Source organism: Candidatus Accumulibacter sp. ACC003 (genome assembly GCF_907163085.1).
Classification (GTDB): domain Bacteria; phylum Pseudomonadota; class Gammaproteobacteria; order Burkholderiales; family Rhodocyclaceae; genus Accumulibacter.
Genome location: NZ_CAJQTX010000011.1, coordinates 130,811 through 151,598 on the forward strand (window position 1 = coordinate 130,811; position 20,788 = coordinate 151,598).

Below are 20,788 nucleotides of genomic sequence, written 5' to 3' on the forward strand. Positions count from 1 at the left end.
AACTGGATCAAGGTCGGGATACTCGGCAGTGCGCCTCGGCCACGCGCTCGCCGAATAGTTACCGATGCCTCATGCCCGCGAAGTGGGTCGAATCATTCCCACTCGATCGTCGCCGGTGGCTTGCCCGAGATGTCGTAGACCACCCGGTTGATGCCGCGGACTTCGTTGATGATCCGGTTCGAGACTTTGCCGAGCAGGCTGTGCGGCAGTTCGGCCCATTGTGCGGTCATGAAGTCCTGTGTTTCGACGGCGCGCAGGGCGACGACGTATTCGTAGGTGCGGCCGTCGCCCATCACCCCCACCGACTTGACCGGCAGGAAGACGGCGAAGGCCTGACTGGTCTTTTCGTACCAGCCTGACGCGCGCAGCTCGTCGATGAAAATGGCGTCGGCGCGACGCAGCAGGTCGGCGAACTCGGGCTTCACCTCGCCGAGAATCCTGACACCGAGGCCGGGGCCGGGGAAGGGGTGGCGATAGACCATGTCGTGGGGCAGGCCGAGCGCGACGCCGAGTTCGCGTACTTCGTCCTTGAACAGTTCGCGCAGCGGCTCAAGTAGCTTCAGATTGAGTTCTTCCGGCAGGCCGCCGACGTTGTGATGGCTCTTGATGGTGTGCGCCTTCTTGGTCTTGGCGCCGGCCGATTCGATCACGTCGGGGTAGATCGTTCCCTGCGCCAGCCATTTGGCGTTGGCGAGCTTGTTGGCCTCGGCCTGGAAGACCTCGACGAACTCGCGGCCGATGATCTTGCGCTTCTGTTCAGGATCGGTCACCCCCTGCAGATGGCCCATGAACTGCGCGGCGGCGTCGACATGCACCACCTTGAGACCGAGATTGCGGGCGAAGGTCTGCATCACCTGCTCGGTTTCGTTGAGACGCAGCAGGCCGTTGTCGACGAAAACACACGTGAGTTGGTCACCGATAGCGCGCTGGATCAGCGCTGCCGCAACCGACGAATCGACGCCGCCGGAGAGGCCGAGGATGACTTCCTCGTCGCCGACCTGCGAACGGATTCTGGCGACCGCTTCGTCGACATAGTCGGGCATGTTCCAGTCGTGGCCGCAGCCGCAGATGTCGCGCACGAAGCGGCCGAGGATGTCCTTGCCCTTGATGGTGTGCGTGACCTCGGGATGAAATTGCACCGCGTAGAATTTGCGCTCCTCGTCGGCCATCGCCGCGATCGCCGTCGATTCATTGCTGCCGATCAACTTGAATCCCGGGGGCAGGGCGGTGACCTTGTCGCCGTGGCTCATCCACACGTCGAGTAGCCCGTGGCCCTCGCCGTTGCGTCTATCCTCGATTCCCTTGAACAGTTCGGAGTGGCCGCGGGCGCGCATTTCGGCGTAGCCGAATTCGCGTTTGTTCGAGCTCTCGACGCTGCCGCCCAACTGCGTGGCCATCAGCTGCATGCCGTAGCAGATGCCGAGGACCGGCACACCGAGTTCGAAGACCACCTGCGGGGCTTTGAACTCGGCGACGTCGTAGACCGAATTGGGGCCGCCGGAAAGGATGATTCCCTGCGGCTGGAAGTCGCGGATGAAGTCCTCGGAGACGTCGTACGGATGCAGCTCGCAATAGACCTGTTGTTCGCGGACGCGGCGGGCGATCAACTGCGCGACCTGCGAGCCGAAGTCGAGAATCAGGATCTTTTGATGGGACATGGCGACGCCTCAAATGAAGCGGGCGGCCTGCAGCCGCCCGGTGGTCATCGATCGATGCTCAATCGACGTGGTAGTTGGGAGCTTCCTTGGTGATCTGTACGTCATGGACGTGCGACTCGCGGACGCCGGCCGAGGTGATCTGGACAAAGGTCGCGCGCTCGTGCATTTCGCTAATCGTGCGACAGCCCAGATAGCCCATCGACGAGCGCAGGCCGCCCATCAACTGATGGATGACCGCCAGCACCGAGCCCTTGTAGGGGACGCGGCCTTCGATGCCCTCGGGCACCAGCTTGTCGACGTTGGCCGTCTCTTCCTGGAAATAGCGGTCTGCCGCGCCGGCGGCCATGGCGCCGATCGAGCCCATGCCACGGTAGGATTTATACGAACGTCCCTGGAACAGCTCGACCTCGCCAGGAGCTTCTTCGGTACCGGCAAAGAGGCCACCGAGCATGACCGTGTTGCCGCCGGCGGCGATCGCCTTCGAAATGTCACCCGAATAGCGCACGCCACCGTCGGCGATCAAGGGCACGCCGCTATCCTTGAGCGCGTCGTAGACGCTCTGGATGGCGGTGATCTGCGGCACGCCGACGCCGGCGACGATGCGCGTGGTACAGATCGAGCCGGGGCCGATGCCGACCTTGACGCCGTCGGCGCCGTGCTCGACCATCGCCAGCGCGGCTGCGGCGGTGGCGATGTTGCCGCCAATGACCTCGACGTTGGGAAAGTTCTTGCTGATCCACTTGACACGATCGAGCACGCCCTGTGAATGCCCGTGTGCGGTGTCGACTACCAGGACATCGACGCCGGCTTCGGCGAGCAGCTCGGCGCGCTCTTCGGTGCCGGGACCGACGCCGATGGCCGCACCGACGCGCAGACGACCCGCCGGGTCTTTGCTGGCATACGGGTGCTCGGTGGTCTTGATGATGTCCTTGACGGTGATCAGGCCACGCAGCTCGAAGGCATCATTGATCACCAGCACGCGCTCGAGGCGGTGTTTGTGGATGACCGCCTTGCCTTCCTCGACCGTCGCTCCCTCGGGCACGGTCACCAGGCGATCCTGCGGGGTCATGATGTTGCGCACCGGCTGGTCGAGATTGGTCTCGAAGCGTAGGTCGCGGTTGGTGACGATGCCGACGACTATCCTGCCGTCGAGTACCGGCACGCCGGAGATCTTGTGCAGGCTGGTCAGCGCCAGCACATCGCGCACCGACATGTTCGGCGACACGGTGATCGGATCCTTGAGTATTCCGGACTCGAAACGTTTGACCTTGGCCACTTCGGCCGCTTGCGCCTTGGGAGTGAGGTTCTTGTGCACGATCCCGATCCCGCCCTCTTGCGCCAGGGCGATCGCCAGACGGCTCTCGGTGACGGTGTCCATCGCCGCCGACACCAGTGGCAGCTTGAGGTTGATCTTGCGGGTCAGACGCGTTTTGAGGTCAACGTCGCGCGGCATTACGTTGGAGTGGGCAGGAACGAGGAGGACGTCGTCGAACGTCAGCGCCCGTTGAATTAAACGCATGGCCTTTGATCCGGAGTCACAAAAACGTATTATACAGTGTGCTCCCCAACCGCTGAACGCCCATGAAGCGCATTGCTTTTGCTGTTACTGCCCTGCTTGCCGCTCTGGCCGCGCCAGCGCAGATTTACCAGTGGCTGGACGAGAACAACAAGACGGTCATTTCCGATCGGCCGCCGGTCGGTAAGGTCAGGCACGCGCGGATCATCGAAGCCGACGAACCGGCGGCTGGCGAAGCCGGCAAAACGCTGGCCGACCGCGAAATCGACTTCCGCAAGCGCCAGAAGGAGTCGCGCGAGGGCGCCGACAAGGCCGAAAAGGACGCGCACGTCGCCGCGCTGCGGCGGGAAAATTGCGACGCAGCGCGACGTGCGCTGCAGACCTTGGAATCGGGTGAGCGCCTGGCTATGCGCGACAGCAAGGGCGAACGCTACTACCTGGACGACGCGCAGCGTGAGCAGGAGATTGCCAAGGCGCGCCAGGCCGCCCAAGCCAGTTGCCAGTGAGCGTCGTTACTCGCTGTCGCCCTTTTTCATGAGCTTGCCGGCGGCGGCGCGTTGTTTGCGTACCTCCTTGGGGTCGGCAATCAAGGGCCGGTAGATTTCAACGCGCTCCTGGTCGCGCAAGGCGGCGTCGGCCTTGGCGAGCTTGGCAAAGACGCCGAACTTGTTCTTGCTCAGGTCGATTTCCGGATGCTTCTGCAGCAGGCCAGACGCTTCAATCGCTTGCCGCACGGTAGACCCCGCAGGCAGTTGCAGGCGGACGATCTGCTGCTTGCCGGGCAAGGCATAGACGACTTCGACGTTGAGCGTTTCAGGCATTCGGCACGCCATGAATTTCGTTGGCGCGTTTGACGAAGGCGTCGACGAAGGTGTTGGCGATCTGGCTGAACACCGGGCCGATCATTTTTTCGAGCATCTTGCTGGAGAACTCGTACGACAGCTGGAACTCGATCTTGCACGCGTAGTCAGCCAGTGGCTTGAAGTGCCAGAAACCATCGAGCCGCCGGAAGGGCCCGTCGACCAGCCGGATTTTCATCGACAGCGGCGATTCCTTGTCGTTCTCGGTGGTGAAGTGCGAGCTGACCCGACGGTAGTTGATGTGCAGCGTGGCGACCGTCTTGCGGTCGTCGCGGAACTCGCAGTGCGTCGCGCTGCACCATGGCAGGAATTGCGGATAGTCCTCGACACGGTCGACGAGGTCGAACATCTGTTGCGATGAGCGCTCGATCAGAACCGATTTCTTGACTGTGGCCATCCGCTGCCGCACCCTGTGAATCCTGTAGAATCGCGCATTCTAGCACCGCAGACCCCTAATCTCCCGAGAAAAAGCACCATGAGCATCATCGCCAACAAGAAGGCTTTTCATGACTACTTCATAGAAGAGAAGGTCGAGGCCGGCATGGCTCTGGAGGGCTGGGAGGTCAAGGCGATCCGCTCTGGACGCGCGAACATCAAAGAAGCCTATGTTCTCGTCCGCAACGGCGAAGTCTTTATTTTCGGCATGCACATCACGCCGCTGATGGCTGCGTCGACGCACGTCTCGCCCGATCCGACGCGCACCCGCAAGCTGCTGCTGCACGCCAAACAGATCAGCAAGCTGATCGGACAGGTCGAACGTGCCGGCTATACCTTGCTGCCGCTGGACCTGCATTTTCAGCGCGGCCGGATCAAGGTCGAAATCGGCCTCGGCAAGGGCAAGAAGCAATTCGACAAACGCGACGCCGAGAAAGACCGCGACTGGGTGCGTGAGAAAGCGCGCCTGATGCGCGCCAAGGTCTGAGCGACGGCGTTAGCTGAAGTGCCGCAAGGAGCGCTGTTGCCTTTGTTCTGACTCGGCGGCGTCGCCCAGGCGCTGCCGGACGAAGCCGATGTGCGCCTGCGCCGCCAGCCGCGCGCTAGCGGCCTGGCGGCTACGAATCGCCTCGAAGATCTGCCGGTGTTGCGCCATCAGCTGTTGGCCGGTCTCGGGGCTGACGGCGATCTCGCGCAGGCTGCGCCGCACGTGCTCGTGCAGCAGGCGCAGAACGCTGGCCAGCACGTGACCGAATAGCGCGTTGTGCGCCGACTCGGCAATCGTCAGATGAAAAGCGACGTCGGCCGCGACCTGCGCGCTACGATCGCCGCCAAGGTAAGCCGCATCAAGGCGGGCATACGCTTGTTCAAGCCTTTGCAGGTCGGCGTCGGTGGCGCGTTGCGCGGCGAGTTCGGCGGCCGAAGCTTCGAGTAGATGGCGGAATTCGAGGACATCGTCCTGGAGCAGGGGGTGTTGTTCGAGCAGCTTTTGCCAGGGGTCGACGAAACTTGCCTCGAGTCGGTCGGTCACGAAAGTGCCGCCGCCATGGCGACTGACCAGCAGCTCCTGCGAGACCAGTTTCTTGATCGCTTCGCGCAAGGAGGGGCGCGAAACACCCAGTTCGACGGCCAGATCGCGCTCGGCAGGCAGGCGATCGCCGGGCTTCAGCGAGCCTTCGAGGATGCGCGTCTCGAGCTGATGAGCGATCACGTCGGGAATCCGCGGCAGGTTGAGCTTGTGGTAAGTCATGCTGATTGAGCGGCTCCAGGGAGGGTCGGCGGATTATTGCAGGTATCCATTGGTCTTACCAGTTCTGGCGTCGCTGGCCGGCGATCGCCTCAATCCGTGCAGCCGCAGAACCGTGCGCCCATACGGGCATTCGTTCAGGTGATTGACAAAGGGCAGGCGCGCAATTAGTGTACGCGGAAAATTGGTCTTACCACTTGCGCCCAAGCCTTCCTCTACCCCTCGGAAAACAGGAGACAGTCATGGATCAAGCCGGCAGCCGCCACTACCCCGACAAGCCCACGAAGGTTTACCTCTTCGGCACTTGCCTGATCGATCTTTTCTGTCCGGACGCCGGCATCGACGCTGTGCAGCTGCTTGAGCGCGAGGGCATCGAGGTCCATTTCCCCGCCGATCAGACATGCTGCGGGCAACCCGCGCACAGCAGCGGCTTCCCCGAGCAGGCGCGCGCCGTCGCGCTGGCGCAGCTGCGGCTGTTTCCCGAGCCGTGGCCGGTGATCGTTCCCTCGGGTTCGTGCGCCGGCACCATGCGCCATCACTATCCGGAGATGTTCGCCGACGATCCACAGTTGCACGCCGAGGTCAGCGCGCTGGCCGAACGCGTTTTCGAACTCAGCGAATTTCTGGTGCATGTGGCGAGGGTCGAACTCAGCGACCGCGGCGCGCCAACGCGCGTCGCGCTGCACACCTCGTGCGCCGCGCGCCGCGAGATGGGGACGCTCGAGCACGGGCGTTCCTTGTTGGCGCAGCTGGCGGCTGTCGAAGTCGTCATGCACGAGCACGAATCGGAATGCTGCGGCTTTGGTGGCACGTTTTCGCTCAAGCACCCGGCGATCTCGTCGGCGATGGCCGGCGACAAGGTCGACGCGCTGCGCGAGACCGGTGCGCGCTCCTTCGTGTCGGCCGACTGCGGCTGCATGCTGAGCCTCAACCATACCCTGCAGAAACGCGGTGACGACTTTCAGGGGCAGCACCTGGCGAGCTTTCTCTGGCAGCGCACCAACGACGGCGGAGAGCCGCGATGAGCGCGCGGCAGAACATTTTGCGGCGCTTGCGCGAGGCGCCGCAGGGGCCGCTGCCGCTGCCGCCCGACGTCGGAGCTTTCCATGCGGCGCAGGCCGCCGGCACGGCCGCCAGCACGCGTCACTCGCGAATCGAGCTGTTCTGCGAAAAAATGGCTTTCTGGCACGGCGAAGTGGTGCGCGTGACGCGCGCCAACTGGCCGCAGACGCTGCGCGAGCTGTGCGCCGCCAAGGGCGTTCGCTCGCTGCTCTACGGCGAACAGAGCGCGCACGCCGCGGCGCTCGCGGCCGCCGGCATCACCGGGCTGAAGCCCTATGATCGACCGGTCGACGAATGGAAGAAGGAACTGTTCGAAGACACCGACGCCGGCCTGACGTCGACGCGCGGTGGCATCGCCGAGACCGGCACGCTGATCGTCTGGCCCGACGTCGCCGAACCGCGACTGCTGTCGCTGGTGCCGCCGATCCACTTCGCGCTGCTCGACGCCGACCAGCTCTACGACAGCTTCCTCGACGCGCTGCGCGAGCAGCGCTGGAGCGAGGGCATGCCGACCAACGCCTTGCTCGTTTCCGGCCCATCGAAGACCGCCGACATCCAGGTGACATTGGCCTACGGCGCGCACGGCCCGAAAGAGCTGGTCGTCTTGCTGCTGGTCAACGAGGAGGAACTGGTATGAACGCACAACCAATGAAGTTCGTCCCGGCCAGCGAATTCAAGCAGCGTGCTGCCGTCGCCGTCGCCGACCAGCACCTGCGCAAGAGCTTTCGCGGCGCGATGGATTTCCTGATCACCAAGCGCGCGGCGCAGTTCCCCGACGCGGCGGCGCTCGAAAGCCAGCGCTTGCTCGCCGAGCATATCCGCAAGTACAGCCTGGCACGCCTGCCCGAGCTGCTCGAACAACTCGAGCGCAAGCTCACCGACAACGGCGTCAAGGTGCATTGGGCCGAGACCGCCGAGGAAGCGTGCGCGATCATCATCGGCATCGCGCAGAGCCACTCGACGAAACTGATGGTCAAGGGCAAGTCGATGGTCAGCGAGGAGGTCGAGCTCAACCACGCGATGGCCGACGTTGGCATCGACGCGCTGGAGAGCGACATGGGCGAATACATCGTCCAGCTCGACGGCGAGAAGCCCTCGCACATCATCATGCCGGCGATCCACAAGACCAAGGAGCAGATCTCGCGCTTGTTCGCCGACAAGGTGCCGGGTGCCCGCTATACCGACTCGGTCGACGAACTGATCGGCATTGGCCGCGCGGTGCTGCGCGAGAAGTTCATGAGCGCCGAGGTCGGGATGTCGGGCGTCAACTTCGCCGTCGCCGAAACCGGCACCCTGTGCCTGGTCGAGAACGAGGGCAACGGCCGCATGTGCACTACCGTGCCCAATGTTCATATCGCGATCACCGGCATCGAGAAAGTCGTCGAGAAGCTCGAACATGTGCCGCCGCTGTTTGGCCTGTTGACGCGCTCGGCGACCGGTCAGGCGATCACCACCTACTTGAACATGATCAGCGGCCCACGTCGGCCAGGCGAGAAGGACGGCCCGCGCGAGCTGCATCTGGTGCTGGTCGACAACGGCCGTACGCAGGCCTACGCCGATCAACAGCTGCGCTCGACGCTGCAGTGCATCCGCTGCGGCGCGTGCATGAACCATTGCCCGGTCTATACGCGCATCGGCGGGCACGCCTACGGCACCACCTATCCGGGACCGATCGGCGAAATCATCTCGCCACATATGCTGGGCCTGGCGGCGACGCACGTCCTGCCGACCGCTTCCAGCCTGTGCGGCGCCTGCGGCGAGGTCTGCCCGGTGCGCATCCCGATTCCCGAACTGCTGGTCCGCCTGCGCGAGGAAGCGCAACACGACGCGCGCCCCGGCCATGCGCCGCTGCTCGGTCAGGGCGCCGCCAAGAGCCGCCTGGTCGATGCGGTCTGGGCGGGCTGGGCGGCGCTCTACACGCGGCCGGCGCTCTATCGTGCTTTCGGCTGGCTGGCGACGCGCTTGCGCGTCCTGACGCCGCCGTTCCAGGGTGGTTGGACGGTCAGCCGGACGCCGATGAAGCCGGCGGCGCGGACGCTGCACGAGCGGATGGCGGCCAGAAAAAGCCGTTGGCAATAGCGCTCGGCGACGTCTCGCACGCTGTGGGCCGTCGCCGAGGTGGCGGTGGATCGCTCACGCCGATTCGCGAAAGCGGCGCTGCAGCGGCCGCTGCCAGCGGCAAGCCGTCGCGCTCGCGGCGCGAACTCAAGATCTCTCCGGGGCTGGCTCCCGGTTGCGCGGCAAGGTGACGCGAAAGACGCTGCCCTTGCCAGGTTTGCTGCGCGCCTCGAGCTGCCCGCGATGCCGCTGCACGATGTTTTTCGCCAGTGACAGGCCAAGGCCGGTTCCTTTGCCGGCTGGCTTGGTGGTGAAGAAGGGGTCGAAAACCTTGTCCAGGTGTTCAGGCTCGATACCCTTGCCGCTATCGGCAACTTCAAGCCATACCGCCTGCTCGTCAAAGCCGGTACGCAGGGTAATCGTGCCGCGTTCGTCGATGGCCTGCACAGCGTTGATCAGCAGGTTCAGGAAGACCTGCTTCAGTTGCGGCTCAAGACACTCGATTTCGGGAATCCCGGCATAGTCCTTCTTGATCTTGGCCTTGTATTTGATTTCGTTCCAGACGATGTTGAGCGTGCTCTCCAGGCCTTTCTCGAGATTCGCCGGCAGCCACTCGACGGTATCGACTTGCGAGAAATCCTTGAGGCAGTCGACGATCGTCCTGGCGCGCTGGACGCCGTCCAGCGATTCGCTGATCAGGTTGAGAATGTCGTGCTGCAGGAAGTCGAGATTGGCCGCCGATTTGGCCTGCTTGATGGCGATCAGGAGTTCGCCCTGCGCGGCCAGAGCCGGTTCGGCCTTCTGGTAGGCGTCGACGACGTTCAACAAATCCTGAACGTGCCCCTTGAGCGCCATCAGATGCGAGCTGATAAAGGCGAAGGGATTGTCGATCTCACGCGCGACGCCTGCCGCCAGCTGGCCCACGGACGCCATTTTTACCGAGCGCAGCATCTGGTTCTGCGCTTCGATCAGCATCGTATTGAGCGCCGTCAACTCGGCGACATGCACCCGATTATCGGCTTCGATACGCCGGTATTCGGTGATGTCTTCGTAAATACCCAGGACGCCGAAGGTCTGCTGGTCGTCGTTGATCAGGGGAACCTTCGAGGTCCGTAGCCAGACCGTTTCACCACCGGCGGTGGCTTGCTGTTCTTCGAAGAACAGTCTGGGGGCGCCCGATTCCATCACCGCCCGGTCGTCGGCGCGGTAGAAGTCAGCCTGTTCGGCCCAGACCATCTGATAGTCGTCCTTGCCGATCATCTCGGCGCTGCTGTGCATCCCGGCATCGCTGGCAAACGCCGCGTTGCAGCCGAGAAAGCGCAACTCGCTATCCTTCCAGAAGACCCGCGCCGGTACCGTATCGATGATCTTCAGAAGCAGGTTTCGCGATTCGGCGATCGCCGCTTCAGCCTGTCTTTGCTCGCTAATATCCTCGCCGGAGCTCAGGGTGCCGACGATTTTCCCGGTCGCGTCGGTTAACAGGCCGATGTGCCAGATCATCAAACGTGCGTGGCCGCTGCCGTCGGAGATTGCATATTCAGCCAGTTTTCCCTTGGCGCCCGTGTCGCCGGCGAGCAATTGGCGAAACAGGGGCAGCAGGACCGATTCGCCATTGGGCTGTGGCAGGCAACGCTCAAACCAGGCTTGCCCGAGCAGCGCGCTCGCTGGCTGACCGAGCAGTGCGCAGCCCGCCTGGTTGATCATCGAGATTCGCGCGTCGCTGTCGAGCGCGACGACGATGCACGGCAGGCAGTCGACATGGCGCTGTAGCTGTTGGTTGGCAAGAGTCAGTTCGCTGATTTTTTCCTCGAACAGTCGCTCGGCTTCCTTGCGGGCCGTCCGCTCGCTCTCGAGCTGTCTCTGCAACGGCGCGAGATCGTTTTGGCTCATCTTCTATTACTCCGGGTGAAGCGCAGCGCTGCTCCGCGTTCGGTCGGACGCGCTCTGCGCGGATTGCCGTAAAAGTCGCATCTGCTACGCGAATCTCCCTTCTTGCCGCGAGCGGGCGAAGGGTCGTGGACGACGAAAAACGGCCATGATTTTCATGATCGGCGACGTCTGGGCGGGTCATGATCGTTTGCCGGGAGATCGATCGACGGTGTTTGCTCCGCCAAGGAGCAGCCGACCAGCCGAAGAATTTGCCTGGCGACAACAAGGCTAATATTATCAGCGACGGCAGGCGATAAGTTGTCGAGATGAATGCATGCCGTGGGTCCCGCTGTGCGCGCCGGCAAACACTTGCCGGCGGTGGCTGTTCAGCTGGCCAGATCCGTCGCCACGTCCTTGACGGCGGCCTGCAGCAGGGCAACGTCGTCGAGCGTCGTCTGCCAGTTGTCGAAGGCCGCGCGAATCGCCGCGCGGCCACCCCAGACGGTGCCGGTGACGAAGGCGCGGCCATCGCGCTGAATGAGGCCAACCGCCGTGCGATTGAGCTGATCGTTGGCCGCTTCGTTGCCACCCTGGCCGACGACGCGAAAGCAGACGATGTTGAGCGCGGCCGGATTCATCAGCTCGACGCCGGGCGTCGCCTCGACCCAGCGGGCGAAGGCCGCGGCGTGCTCGACACAGCGTTCGACGAGCGCGCGATAGCCTTGTCGACCAAAGGCCTTCAGCGCGCACCAGGCAGCCAGCGCGCGAAAGCGGCGCGAGACCTCGGGGACGTGCGTGAACGGGTCCCAGCCGGAGCCGCCGACGACGTAGGCGCCGTCGGCGGCGAAGGCCTCGCGGAGGATGGCCGCGTCGCGCACAAAGGCAAAGCCGCTGTCGTAGGGGACGTTCAGCCACTTGTGCGCGTCCGAAGCCACCGAGTCGGCGCGGTCGATACCGCGGCACAGATGGGCGAAGCGCGGCGACGCGCTGGCGAACAGTCCAAAGGCGCCATCGACGTGCAGCCAGGCGCCGCCCGGGTGCGCGTCGCGGAGGTCGGCGAGCGCCGCGATATCGTCGAAATGGCCGCTGTTCACCTCGGCGGCGTTGCCGACGATGATTACCGGTCCGGCGATCCCGCGCAGCAGCGTTGCCATCGCCGCGACGTCGACCGAGCCTCCCGGAGCAGCGACCTGACGCAGCTGCCTGCGGCCCAGGCCGAGGGTGCCCAGACACTTGACGGCGCTGAGGTGGATCGCGCTGCTCGAGATGACGCAGATCGCTGGTTGACCCGCCAGGCCATCGGCGGCGGCGTCGAAGCCGAGTCGTCGGCCGGCCCACTGCCGCGCCGAGATCAGGCCAACCAGGTTGGCCATTGTCGCGCCGCTGGTCAGCGCGCCAGCCCAATGTTCCGGCAGGCCAAAGAGCTCCTTCAGCCAGCGCAGGACGACCAGCTCGGTTTGCGCTGCCGCCGGGCTGCTGGCCCACATGCCGGCGTTCTGGTCGATGGCCGATGCCAGCCAATCGCCGGCGAGCGCCGCCGGCGTCACGCCGCCGGCGAGCGCCGCCGGCGTCACGCCGCCGGTGACGAAGCCGAAAAAGCGGGGGCCCGGCGACGCGGTGATGCCGCGTTCGGCACGCGCGAACCACTGATCAAGCACGGCCGCTGGATCGCTGCCGGACTCGGGCAGCGCTTCGTCGAGAGCCGCCGCCATTTCTTCCGCCGACGGTAGCCGAGCGACCGGACGCTCCGGCAGCGACGCCAGAAAAGCGCTCGCCAGCGCGTGCGCGCGGCTGAGCGCCTGTTCGGTCACCGTGGCGGCCGTCGAATCGATTTCGGCACTCATGCTGGTCGTTCCTCGGAGAGCTGATAAGCGGTCATCGATGCCACGGCCGTCTCCCTCACGGGCGGTGCGCATGTCGGCGACAATGGCTTGCCGGTCAGTAAGCGATCGCCTGGCTGCGGTTTGTCGCGTTGCCTTCCAGCTGCGGGCTTTGCGCGAAGCTGCTCTTCATCTGCTTGCGCATCTCGCTAATCACCGCTTTGCGCGACAGCTTGTTCTGCGTGTCGCGCATCACCTTGACCAAATAATACGTGAAAGCGCCGTTGTAGCGACCGCTGAAGAAAGCGTCAGCGCTGGTCTGGTTGGCCTTGCAGCCGGTCCACAGCAGGTGATGGGCGCCGAGCACGGCGGCTTTGCTGGCGCTGGCCGATTTTTTCTTTTTTTCCTTTTTCTTCTTGCCAGCGTCGGGGAGTGCGGCGTCGAGCGTGAAGCCGCGCATCCTGGCGGGCTTGTCGTCGAATTCATGGTCGGGCGGTGCGACGAAGCGCGGCCGCGGTGCGTGCAGACCGAATTCGGCGCCACGCAGTCCGCTACCGCTGTGGCAGGTGTCGAGATAGACCTCGAGCAGGACATTGGCGGGCAGTTGCGCAAAAAGATCGTGCAACTCGTCGTCGCAGATAATGTGCGCGGCGTCCCAACTACCGTCTTTTTCGGCAATATCGTAGGGCACGAAGGCTTCGTCCTTGCCGTCGGGCTCGTCACCACTGGTGTCGTTCATCTGCGTGCCGTGCGACGACAGGCTGAAGACCAGATAGTCGAGCTTGCCGGCCCTGGCGTCGGCAACCATCGCCGCCAGCCTGGCCATGATGTTGGCCTTGGTCGCCTGGGCGTCGGTGAGGCTGCTCATTTCGCTGCTGGTGAAACCCAGCAGATCCTTGTACAGCGCCGCCATGTCCCTGGCGTCGTTAACGCAGCCGTTGAGTGCGAACTGCGGGTAGTTCGCGAATTTATTGATGCCGACAAAAAGCGCTTTTCTTCCAGCCATGGCGAACCCTCCTAGCAAAGCCGCGAAAACAATGATCGGCGAAAGCGCGGCATCAGTCGCCTGCGCATTGTGCGGCGATCATTCGCTGGCCGCAATGGCTGGCTGCCGGCGGCACAGGGTGGATTTGTCCTCTCAGGCAACGCACGGGCAATCAAGCAGTTAGTTCTTCCCCCTGGACATCTGCGCCGGAAGTCCGTATAAATGGCGCATGGAAAGCGTTCTTGGTGCATTGCGTGTTCGCTTGGTGGGCAAGAGCGAAGAGGCTCGCTATCGGGAGTTGATGGCAGAGCATCACTACCTGGGCGACCTGGCGAAGATCGGGCACACGCTTTGGTACGTGGCCACCTACGGCGAAAAGTGGACGGCCCTGCTGAGTTTCTCTGCGGCGGCCTGGAAATGCGGCGTTCGTGACCGCTGGATCGGCTGGGACTATCGGCATCAGTACGATCGCTTGGGCCTGGTCGCCAACAACAGTCGCTTTCTGATCCTTCCCGATTGGCATTACCCCAATCTCGGCTCCAAGGTGCTCTCGCTGTGCGAGCGACGGGTCGCCGAGGATTGGCAGGCGCATTTCGGGAAGCCGCTGTTACTGCTGGAGACCTTTGTGGACCCCTCGCGCTTCCAGGGGACCGTCTATCGCGCCGCGAACTGGACGCCTCTGGGGCTGACGCAAGGCTTTCGCCGCACCCGAGAAGGCTACAGCGCCCACCCGACGTCGCCCAAAGTTGTCTTTGTTCGCCCCTTGCAGGCGGACGCTCGCGGCCAACTTTCCCGCTCGATACTCAACCCCCGCTATCGCACAGGAGCGCCCAGGATGATGCTCACCGCCGAACAGATGCGCACGCTTCCCGATTTCTTTGCCGGCATCGCCGACCCGCGGCGCGCGCAAGGAAGGCGTCACCCCCTTCCTGCCGTTCTGGCCATCGCCACGGCGGCGGTCTTGTGCGGAATGCGGGGCTACAAAGCCATCGCCGGGTGGGCCAAAGACCTCACACCGAAAGCACGCGAGCGTTTCCGCTGTCGTCGCGAGAAGGGCGTTTACCGCGTACCCAGCGAGTTCATCATTCGTGACGTCCTGATCCGTGTCGATCCCATGGCGCTCGATCAAGCGTGTCAGCAGTGGAACAAGGCCTATGCTCAAGACGACCCCAGTCTGGCGGTCGACGGCAAGACCATGCGCAATGCCCATGACGAGCACGGTCAGCAAGCACACATCATGAGCGTGGTCGGGCATCAGACCGGCGTGTGTCACACCCAAAAAAAGTCGGCACCTTGCCCGTAAATGGCGGGGACGAGCTCAAGCAGACCAATGAAATCGGGATGTTCATACCCCTGCTCGATGCGATCGATATTCAGGGCAAGGACATCACCGCCGACGCGCTACTGACACAGCGCAAGCTGGCGACCTACCTGGTGGAGCGCAAGGCGCACTATCACTTCACGGTCAAAGGCAATCAGCCAACACTGCAAGCCGATATCGCGCTCCTCTTCCAGGATCGGAAGGGGGCAGACTTCGTGGCGGTTTCGCCACCTGACCATGGTCGGATCGAGACTCGGCGTATTTGGTGCAGCAATGCCCTCAACGCCTATCTCGACTTCCCGTATGTCGGCCAGGTGTTCTTGATCGAGCGCGAAGTGCTGCACAAGAAGAGCGGCAAGCGGACGCACGAAATCGCTCTCGGGATCACCAGTCGCCCTCCAGAACAGGCCAGCCCACAGCAAATCCTCGCCATCAATCGCGGCCATTGGTCGATAGAGAACCGCTGTCACTACGTCATCGACTGGAACTACGACGAGGACCGTAGCCGTATTCGGACTGGTTACGGACCCGAGAACATGTCACGCCTGCGCCGCTTTGCCGTCGGAATCCTGCACCACTTCTCCGACGGCAAAACCAGCATTTCCGAAAAAATGCGCCACCTCAACCGCAACATCCGATTGGTCTTCGACTACCTGCGCATGACCAAAAATTCTACAGGCCACGTATCACCTTGATCCCGGCACGAGAACAAATTTACCGTGGCCGGCGGCATCTTCCCGTGGCGCAAAATCCCGGACGGAATGGTGCTGCTCGGGGCTCGCCGGCGCTAATTGCTGCCCCCTGACCATCGCTGCGGCGCCTGGTGCAGGCTTAGGCTCACTTTTTCTTGCCGCGCCCGAGCAGCCCGCGGAGGAATCCTTCCGCCTCTTCGATGACCGCCTCGCCGACACCCCGGCCGCGACGGGCGATGGCGTCGGTCGCCACGTCGGTCAGTTTGATCGAATAGCGCAAGTCGTCTGGCGGGCCGCTGAAATGTACCGGAACCGAGATGCCGGCCAGCGCCGTCAGCAGCTTCGAGCTTTCAATCGGGTTGGCGGTAACGGTGACGCGCAAGGTGTAATCCAGCTGCTTCGATCGCAGGTCGAACTGGCCACGTCCCTGTAGCCCGAGTTGTGGCGCGGCGCCGTCGAGGTCGTCATTACGCGCGATGCCGTCAGCGAGCTTGACGGTGCCGCTCAGGCGCGACAGCACTGTGCGCTTGCTGCGGTCGAACTGGCCGGTTTGCGTGCCGCTGCCAGTCAAGGCGCGCGTCAGCTGGCCGAGAACGGCCGGCAGATCGACGCCGACCAGCGCAAAGTCGCGCAGCGCGAAACGCCCGCTACCCTGCGCGGCGCGCGTCATTTCGGCCACCGAGTGGCCGGCGGTGGACAGCGCCAGGTCGATATCGCCACGGCCGCTCAGATCGCCGCGGCGCAGGGCGTCGCGCGCCAGCGCGCCAATATCGACGTGCTGCAGCGACAGCTTCAGCGATGCCCGCTGGGCAGCGGCGTCGAGAGCCAGCTCAGCGCTCGCCTGACCGCCATAGAGCCGTGCGCTCAGCGGCGAAACCGCCGTCCGCCCGGCGGCGCTGTGCACGGCGGCACGCACCTCCGTCGCCGTGACGCCGCGGACCTGTAGCTGCCCGATTCGCAGCTTGCCGTCGAGCCGCAGATCGCGCCAGGGTGTCCAGTCGACGATCCGATCACCTGCTCCCGAACTGGCCTTTGAACCCGAACCCGAACCCGAACCCGAACCCGAACCCGAACCCGAACCCGAACCCGAACCCGAACCCGAACCCGAATCCGTCGCCGTAGCGGCAGCCCTGGTGGCTTCCGTTGCCGTCGCCGAGCCCGTCTCCGCCTGCCCGGCCCGTCGCAGATAAGGATCGACGTTCAGCCGATCCGCATCGATCTCGAAGGCGATCTCGGGTTGGCCAAAATTCTTCACCGTGATCGCCGCGTTCAAGCGCGTATCCGCGGCGCTGGCGGCCAGCTTCAGATCGAGCCGTTCGCTGCGGCCATCGAGCTGCATGGCACCGCTGAGCGTGGCTGTCGCGCGTCCATCAGGCAAGCGCGGGTCGTCGATCGAGATCGCGCAGTCGAACTGCGGCATGGTCAGCGTCCGGCTCTGCAGACTGGCGCTGAGCGGGCCGCTGAGCCGCGCCTGCCGCGTCGCCGGGCCATCGCGCTGGCTGGCCGTGAGCACCAGATTCTCGGCGTGTAGCGACGCGGCCGCGCCGCTGACCCCCTCGATTGCCATCTGTGCGGCGTTGGCGGTGATGCTCCACGCGTCGGCAGCACGCTGGCCAGCGGCCTGCACGACGACCTCCGTGGCGCTGCTGGCATCGCCGTGCAGCGACCAGCGGCTGGCGCTAAGCGACGCGCGCAAGGGCTGCTGATGGTGCGTGCCGGCGAAGCCAAACTTGACGTCGCTGGCGGCAAAAGCGGCGGCGGCGAGATCAAGGTCCACGCTCGCCGTGAGCGCGATATCGCCGGCCAGTGCGGCTGCGGTCGAGCTCAGACGAGCGTTCAGTTCGAGCGGCATGTTCGTTTTCGGCGCCAGTCGGCCGGTCGTAAGCGCGATCGCCGAGAGCGTTGTCGTTTGCCCGCTGACCTCGTCGCGCAGGTTGATCGTCGCGTCGCTGAGTCGCAGCTGGGCGACTTCCCAGGCCGCCGTGGTCGCCGGCGCTGCTTGTTCCGGTGCGTCTGGCGATGGTCCAGCTGCGGCGCTGCCGGGCGCTGCGGCTGGGGCGGGCGCCGCCACCAGGGGTGCGCCGACGTCAAGGTCGGCGTCGTCGGTGATGCGGCCATCGCGGCGGCGGATCAGCGTCGCCTGTGTGTCCTGGACGTCGAGCGAATCGACGACGATCTTTCGCCGTAGCAAGGGCAGCAGGGCGATCGTCACGCGTGCCGACGCAAAGCTGACGAACTCTGCTTCGCTGCGTTTCGCCGACAAGCTGCTCGCCGGCAGTGTGATGGCCAGCGACGGGAAGATCGAAAGCCCGAGATCGCCCTTGAGTTTCAGCGTTCGGCCGGTGTTGGTCCTGACCGCTTCTTCGATCTGCCCTTTGTACTTATTGATGTCGAACAGCGCCAACGCGATGACTACGGCGAGCACCAGGAGCGCTACCAGGGTGGCGCCGACGAGGTAGATACGGCGGCGTCCGGCAGTCATCGCCAGACGTGCCAAGGCGAGTTCAGAATGCTGCCGCGAGCGCTGCTGGCACCGACTGAGCAGCCGGCGTGCGCGGCACGGTGCTCAGCCGGGTTTGCCGGGCAGGGGCCAGGTAAAGCCTTCGCCAAGGCAGTCAAGCGACGACTGGCGCCGCGCTCGCGGACAATTTGGCCTTGCAAAGTTATTGACAGTTTTCGCGCACGCTCGGCAAAATGCCCGGCGTCACTGTGCCGGGAGCATAAGCATGGCGCTCTTTCAGGGCCTGGCAGTGATCGCTTGCTAGCTCTCCGTAAGGCGTGCATGGCTTGCTCCGGGTGTTGGTTCGATAGCTGATGATAAGCGTCCGGGACGAACACGAGAAGCCGACGAGCTTCGCCGAGGCCCGAGCGAGCAGCGTCGCGGTGGCGTTTGCCGTTCGCGGCAGCCGCCACGAGAGCCACGAGGCGGTGGCGAACGTTTCCTGAACCGATGTTCGGAATGGTCGCCGTCAGCCAACTACATTGGATTGCCATGAGCACGACTTTCTGCAGCAAACCGACCCCCAGGCAAGCCATGGAGTGGGTCAAGGAGACTGGCAATGGTCAGCGCCGGCTGCTGTTCAGCGAGTCGGCCGAAGCGCGCCTGAAACAGCGCCATATCGCTCGCCGGCAGGTGCTGGAAGCCCTGCGCCACGGCCTCGTCAGCGAACCTCTGCACGCCGATGCGCGCGGTGACTGGCGATGCAGCGTCAGCTGGTTCCATGCCGGCGCGCGGCTGACCGTCGGCGTCGTCTTCAAAAGTGGCGACGGCGGCGATCTGTCGGTCGTGGCGACGCTGGTCGAGGGCTGAAATGGGCGACTCTCTGAAGTATGACGACTGCGGTCTGAAGAATATCTGCCTGGCCAACGGCTTTCAGTACCAGAACCTGGAAGGGCTCGGCCGCTGCCTCGAGATCGACGACGTCGACGGGCTGCACCGGGCCATCGGTCATCACCTGGTCGACTACAAGAGACGCTTGACGGGTGCCGAAATCCGTTTTCTGCGGGTCGAAATGGGCGTTTCGCAGAAGCGCCTGGGTGACTGTCTCGGGGTAGACGAGCAGAGCGTTTCGTCGTGGGAACGTAGCAAGCGTCGGCCGACGGTCGCTGCCGAGCGAATGCTGCGCCTGATGTATCTCGAACAGGTGGACGGCGCAACGCGCGTCGTCGAGGTGATCGCCCAGTGGAGTGACAGCGACCGCCAGAAAGACGACGGACGGCAGCTCTTCGAAAAAAGCGCGAGCGGCTGGCGGCCGGCGGTTTGAGCGTTTCCTTCGGTACCTGTGGCGAGCCGCAGAGTAAGACAACGCGAGCGTCGGTCGCCGCAAGGCCGGCCCTTGAAACCGCCACGGGGCGGCGATGACGGGCCTGCGCGGCACGTTTGCCCGCTGCGTAGCGAGCACCCGAAGAGGGCCGCGCCGCCCGATAGCGGCGACGGGTCGGCCAGCGCCGGAGTTCGCCCGACCGCCTTTTCGCTGGCGCCGTCGAACAGTCGCGTGCGCGCTGGGTCATACCTACGGCTAGCGGCTGCGCAAAGCCCACCTGCAGGGTACGTACGCTAGCGCCTGTACGGCACCCTAAAACAAGCGCAGACTGGCCCGGCGAACGCTCAGCATTGGTTTAATGGTGAGTGGGGCGCTTGTTCCGTGCTCCTGCCGCGATCGTTGACGCGTGATCGGCTCTGCAATCATTCCATGTCCACCGGGAGGCCGCAGGTGTTGGCGAGCGATGCGAAGATGTCAGGTGCTCTGCAAGGCCGACTACGCCAGGCCAGCGCTGGCGTGCTTCTGCTGGCGCTGCTGCTCGCTCTCGGCTACCTGGGCTGGAAAGCCTCGCCTCCGACGCCGGCAGCGACCGTCGAAAACCTGCGCATCGCGCTATCCACGGTGCCGCAAAGCAGCCTCTTTCCGATCGCCGCGGCAAAGGGATATTTCGCTGCGGAGGGGCTGGCGGTGACGCTCATTCCGGTCAGTCATGGCAAGGTCGCCATCGAGCGCGTGCTGGCCGGCGAGGCTGAGCTTGCGCTGGCCGCGGAGGTGCCGTTCGTGATCGCGGTGATGAAGGGCGAGGCGCTCTCGGTCGCGGCAAATCTGCTCGACATCGATGGCGGTCACGCGCTGGTCGCACGGCGCGACCGAGGCATCGCCGCGGCGGCCGATCTGGCCGGCAAAAGGGTCGGCGTCAGCTTTGGCGCCAGCGGCGAGTACTTCCTCTGGGCCTTCCTGATCCGCAACATGCTGGCGCCCGATTCGCTTACCCTGGTCGATCTGCTGCCCGCGCAAATGGCGTCGGCGCTCGCCGGCGGAACCGTGGACGCGGTCGCCACCTGGGAGCCGTTTGTGCTTGACGCCCAGCTTGTCCTGGGCGATCAGGCGCTGACCCTCACAGACCCCGGAGTGTATGCGCAAAGTGTCGTGATCGTCGCCGGCACGGGCTTTCTCAGCGGCCATCGCGGCACGATCGAGAAGCTGCTGCGCGCCTTGATCAAGGCCGAACGGCTGACGCGCGAGCAACCGGAAGAGTCGCTGGCCATCGTCGCCGCGTGGCTGCAGCGCGACGCCAAGGTCCTGCGGCCATTGTGGAACACGCTGAACTTCAGGGTCGAGCTGGCGCAGTCGAGTCTGATCACCTTCGAGGCCGAGGCGCGCTGGGCGATGGCGCGCGGCTACGTGGCCAGCGCTCCGGTCCCCAATTTCCTTCCCAACGTCTATCTCGACGCGCTGCTGGCGGTAGGGCGCGAGCGCGTGAGCGTGCTGCACTAGCGCCA

General features: G+C 64.4%; 20 protein-coding genes. 11 read left to right on the forward strand and 9 right to left on the reverse strand.

Annotated features, from left to right (window positions below):
- Nucleotides 1-92: 92 nt before the first annotated feature.
- Nucleotides 93-1,658, reverse strand: coding sequence for a glutamine-hydrolyzing GMP synthase (gene guaA, locus QZ656_RS22480; RefSeq protein WP_291995477.1), 1,566 nt, complete (start codon nucleotides 1,656-1,658; stop codon nucleotides 93-95).
- Nucleotides 1,659-1,716: 58 nt separating this feature from the next.
- Entirely contained in the window at nucleotides 1,717-3,177 is a 1,461-nt protein-coding gene (gene guaB / locus QZ656_RS22485; RefSeq protein ID WP_291995478.1) for an IMP dehydrogenase, read from the reverse strand.
- 62 nt (nucleotides 3,178-3,239) lie between these two features.
- On the opposite strand from guaB, the gene QZ656_RS22490 reads away from it, so the two are divergent.
- Nucleotides 3,240-3,680, forward strand: coding sequence for a DUF4124 domain-containing protein (locus QZ656_RS22490; RefSeq protein ID WP_291995479.1), 441 nt, complete (start codon nucleotides 3,240-3,242; stop codon nucleotides 3,678-3,680).
- A 6-nt stretch (nucleotides 3,681-3,686) separates the two neighbouring features.
- On the opposite strand, the gene QZ656_RS22495 is transcribed toward QZ656_RS22490, so the two are convergent.
- On the reverse strand, nucleotides 3,687-3,995 hold the full coding sequence (locus QZ656_RS22495; protein ID WP_291995480.1) for an RnfH family protein: 309 nt from the start codon (nucleotides 3,993-3,995) through the stop codon (nucleotides 3,687-3,689).
- Entirely contained in the window at nucleotides 3,988-4,431 is a 444-nt protein-coding gene (locus QZ656_RS22500; RefSeq protein ID WP_291995481.1) for a type II toxin-antitoxin system RatA family toxin, read from the reverse strand. Before QZ656_RS22500 ends, QZ656_RS22495 begins: the two co-directional genes overlap by 8 nt.
- 78 nt (nucleotides 4,432-4,509) lie before the next feature.
- On the opposite strand from QZ656_RS22500, the gene smpB reads away from it, so the two are divergent.
- Nucleotides 4,510-4,956 (forward strand): SsrA-binding protein SmpB, encoded by a 447-nt coding sequence (smpB, locus tag QZ656_RS22505; RefSeq protein ID WP_291995482.1) that lies wholly within the window; start codon nucleotides 4,510-4,512, stop codon nucleotides 4,954-4,956.
- A 9-nt stretch (nucleotides 4,957-4,965) separates the two neighbouring features.
- On the opposite strand, the gene QZ656_RS22510 is transcribed toward smpB, so the two are convergent.
- A complete protein-coding gene (locus tag QZ656_RS22510) occupies nucleotides 4,966-5,718 on the reverse strand; it encodes an FCD domain-containing protein (protein WP_291995483.1) in 753 nt (250 codons plus the stop codon).
- Nucleotides 5,719-5,957: 239 nt separating this feature from the next.
- On the opposite strand from QZ656_RS22510, the gene QZ656_RS22515 reads away from it, so the two are divergent.
- The 3 genes from QZ656_RS22515 to QZ656_RS22525 are packed head-to-tail and all read left to right on the forward strand — an operon-like array spanning nucleotide 5,958 to nucleotide 8,856.
- The gene (locus QZ656_RS22515) at nucleotides 5,958-6,740 is read left to right on the forward strand and encodes a (Fe-S)-binding protein (protein ID WP_291995484.1); all 783 of its coding nucleotides are present in this window, start codon (nucleotides 5,958-5,960) and stop codon (nucleotides 6,738-6,740) included.
- Nucleotides 6,737-7,414, forward strand: coding sequence for a lactate utilization protein (locus tag QZ656_RS22520; RefSeq protein WP_291995485.1), 678 nt, complete (start codon nucleotides 6,737-6,739; stop codon nucleotides 7,412-7,414). Before QZ656_RS22515 ends, QZ656_RS22520 begins: the two co-directional genes overlap by 4 nt.
- Nucleotides 7,411-8,856, forward strand: a complete 1,446-nt coding sequence (locus tag QZ656_RS22525; RefSeq protein WP_291995486.1) for a LutB/LldF family L-lactate oxidation iron-sulfur protein — start codon at nucleotides 7,411-7,413, stop codon at nucleotides 8,854-8,856. The genes QZ656_RS22520 and QZ656_RS22525 overlap by 4 nt, the downstream gene beginning before the upstream one ends.
- 126 nt (nucleotides 8,857-8,982) lie before the next feature.
- On the opposite strand, the gene QZ656_RS22530 is transcribed toward QZ656_RS22525, so the two are convergent.
- The 3 genes from QZ656_RS22530 to QZ656_RS22540 form a co-directional block, all read right to left on the reverse strand.
- Nucleotides 8,983-10,725, reverse strand: coding sequence for an ATP-binding protein (locus tag QZ656_RS22530; protein WP_291995487.1), 1,743 nt, complete (start codon nucleotides 10,723-10,725; stop codon nucleotides 8,983-8,985).
- Between the two features lie 365 nt (nucleotides 10,726-11,090).
- Nucleotides 11,091-12,548 carry a pyridoxal-dependent decarboxylase gene (locus QZ656_RS22535; protein WP_291995488.1) on the reverse strand — a complete coding sequence of 486 codons (1,458 nt, stop codon included), beginning with the start codon at nucleotides 12,546-12,548 and terminating at the stop codon, nucleotides 11,091-11,093.
- 94 nt (nucleotides 12,549-12,642) lie between these two features.
- Nucleotides 12,643-13,530 carry a caspase family protein gene (locus tag QZ656_RS22540; RefSeq protein ID WP_291995489.1) on the reverse strand — a complete coding sequence of 296 codons (888 nt, stop codon included), beginning with the start codon at nucleotides 13,528-13,530 and terminating at the stop codon, nucleotides 12,643-12,645.
- 208 nt (nucleotides 13,531-13,738) lie between these two features.
- Here QZ656_RS22540 and QZ656_RS22545 point away from each other — a divergent pair, with 208 nt between their 5' ends.
- Both QZ656_RS22545 and QZ656_RS22550 read left to right on the forward strand, forming a co-directional pair.
- Complete coding sequence (locus QZ656_RS22545) at nucleotides 13,739-14,812, forward strand: Druantia anti-phage system protein DruA (RefSeq protein WP_291991588.1); 1,074 nt, start codon at nucleotides 13,739-13,741, stop codon at nucleotides 14,810-14,812.
- Complete coding sequence (locus tag QZ656_RS22550) at nucleotides 14,776-15,525, forward strand: ISAs1 family transposase (RefSeq protein ID WP_291991589.1); 750 nt, start codon at nucleotides 14,776-14,778, stop codon at nucleotides 15,523-15,525. Before QZ656_RS22545 ends, QZ656_RS22550 begins: the two co-directional genes overlap by 37 nt.
- A gap of 142 nt (nucleotides 15,526-15,667) precedes the next feature.
- On the opposite strand, the gene QZ656_RS22555 is transcribed toward QZ656_RS22550, so the two are convergent.
- Complete coding sequence (locus QZ656_RS22555; RefSeq protein WP_291995490.1) at nucleotides 15,668-18,004, reverse strand: AsmA family protein; 2,337 nt, start codon at nucleotides 18,002-18,004, stop codon at nucleotides 15,668-15,670.
- Nucleotides 18,005-18,336: 332 nt separating this feature from the next.
- On the opposite strand from QZ656_RS22555, the gene QZ656_RS22560 reads away from it, so the two are divergent.
- From QZ656_RS22560 to QZ656_RS22575, 4 genes are all read left to right on the forward strand, one after another.
- On the forward strand, nucleotides 18,337-18,468 hold the full coding sequence (locus QZ656_RS22560; RefSeq protein ID WP_291995491.1) for a hypothetical protein: 132 nt from the start codon (nucleotides 18,337-18,339) through the stop codon (nucleotides 18,466-18,468).
- 46 nt (nucleotides 18,469-18,514) lie between these two features.
- Complete coding sequence (locus QZ656_RS22565) at nucleotides 18,515-18,832, forward strand: DUF4258 domain-containing protein (protein WP_291995492.1); 318 nt, start codon at nucleotides 18,515-18,517, stop codon at nucleotides 18,830-18,832.
- Between the two features lies 1 nt (nucleotide 18,833).
- Nucleotides 18,834-19,286: a helix-turn-helix domain-containing protein gene (locus QZ656_RS22570; protein ID WP_291995493.1), complete on the forward strand. Its 453-nt coding sequence runs from the start codon at nucleotides 18,834-18,836 to the stop codon at nucleotides 19,284-19,286.
- 429 nt (nucleotides 19,287-19,715) lie between these two features.
- Nucleotides 19,716-20,783, forward strand: a complete 1,068-nt coding sequence (locus tag QZ656_RS22575) for an NrtA/SsuA/CpmA family ABC transporter substrate-binding protein (RefSeq protein WP_291995494.1) — start codon at nucleotides 19,716-19,718, stop codon at nucleotides 20,781-20,783.
- Nucleotides 20,784-20,788: the final 5 nt, after the last annotated feature.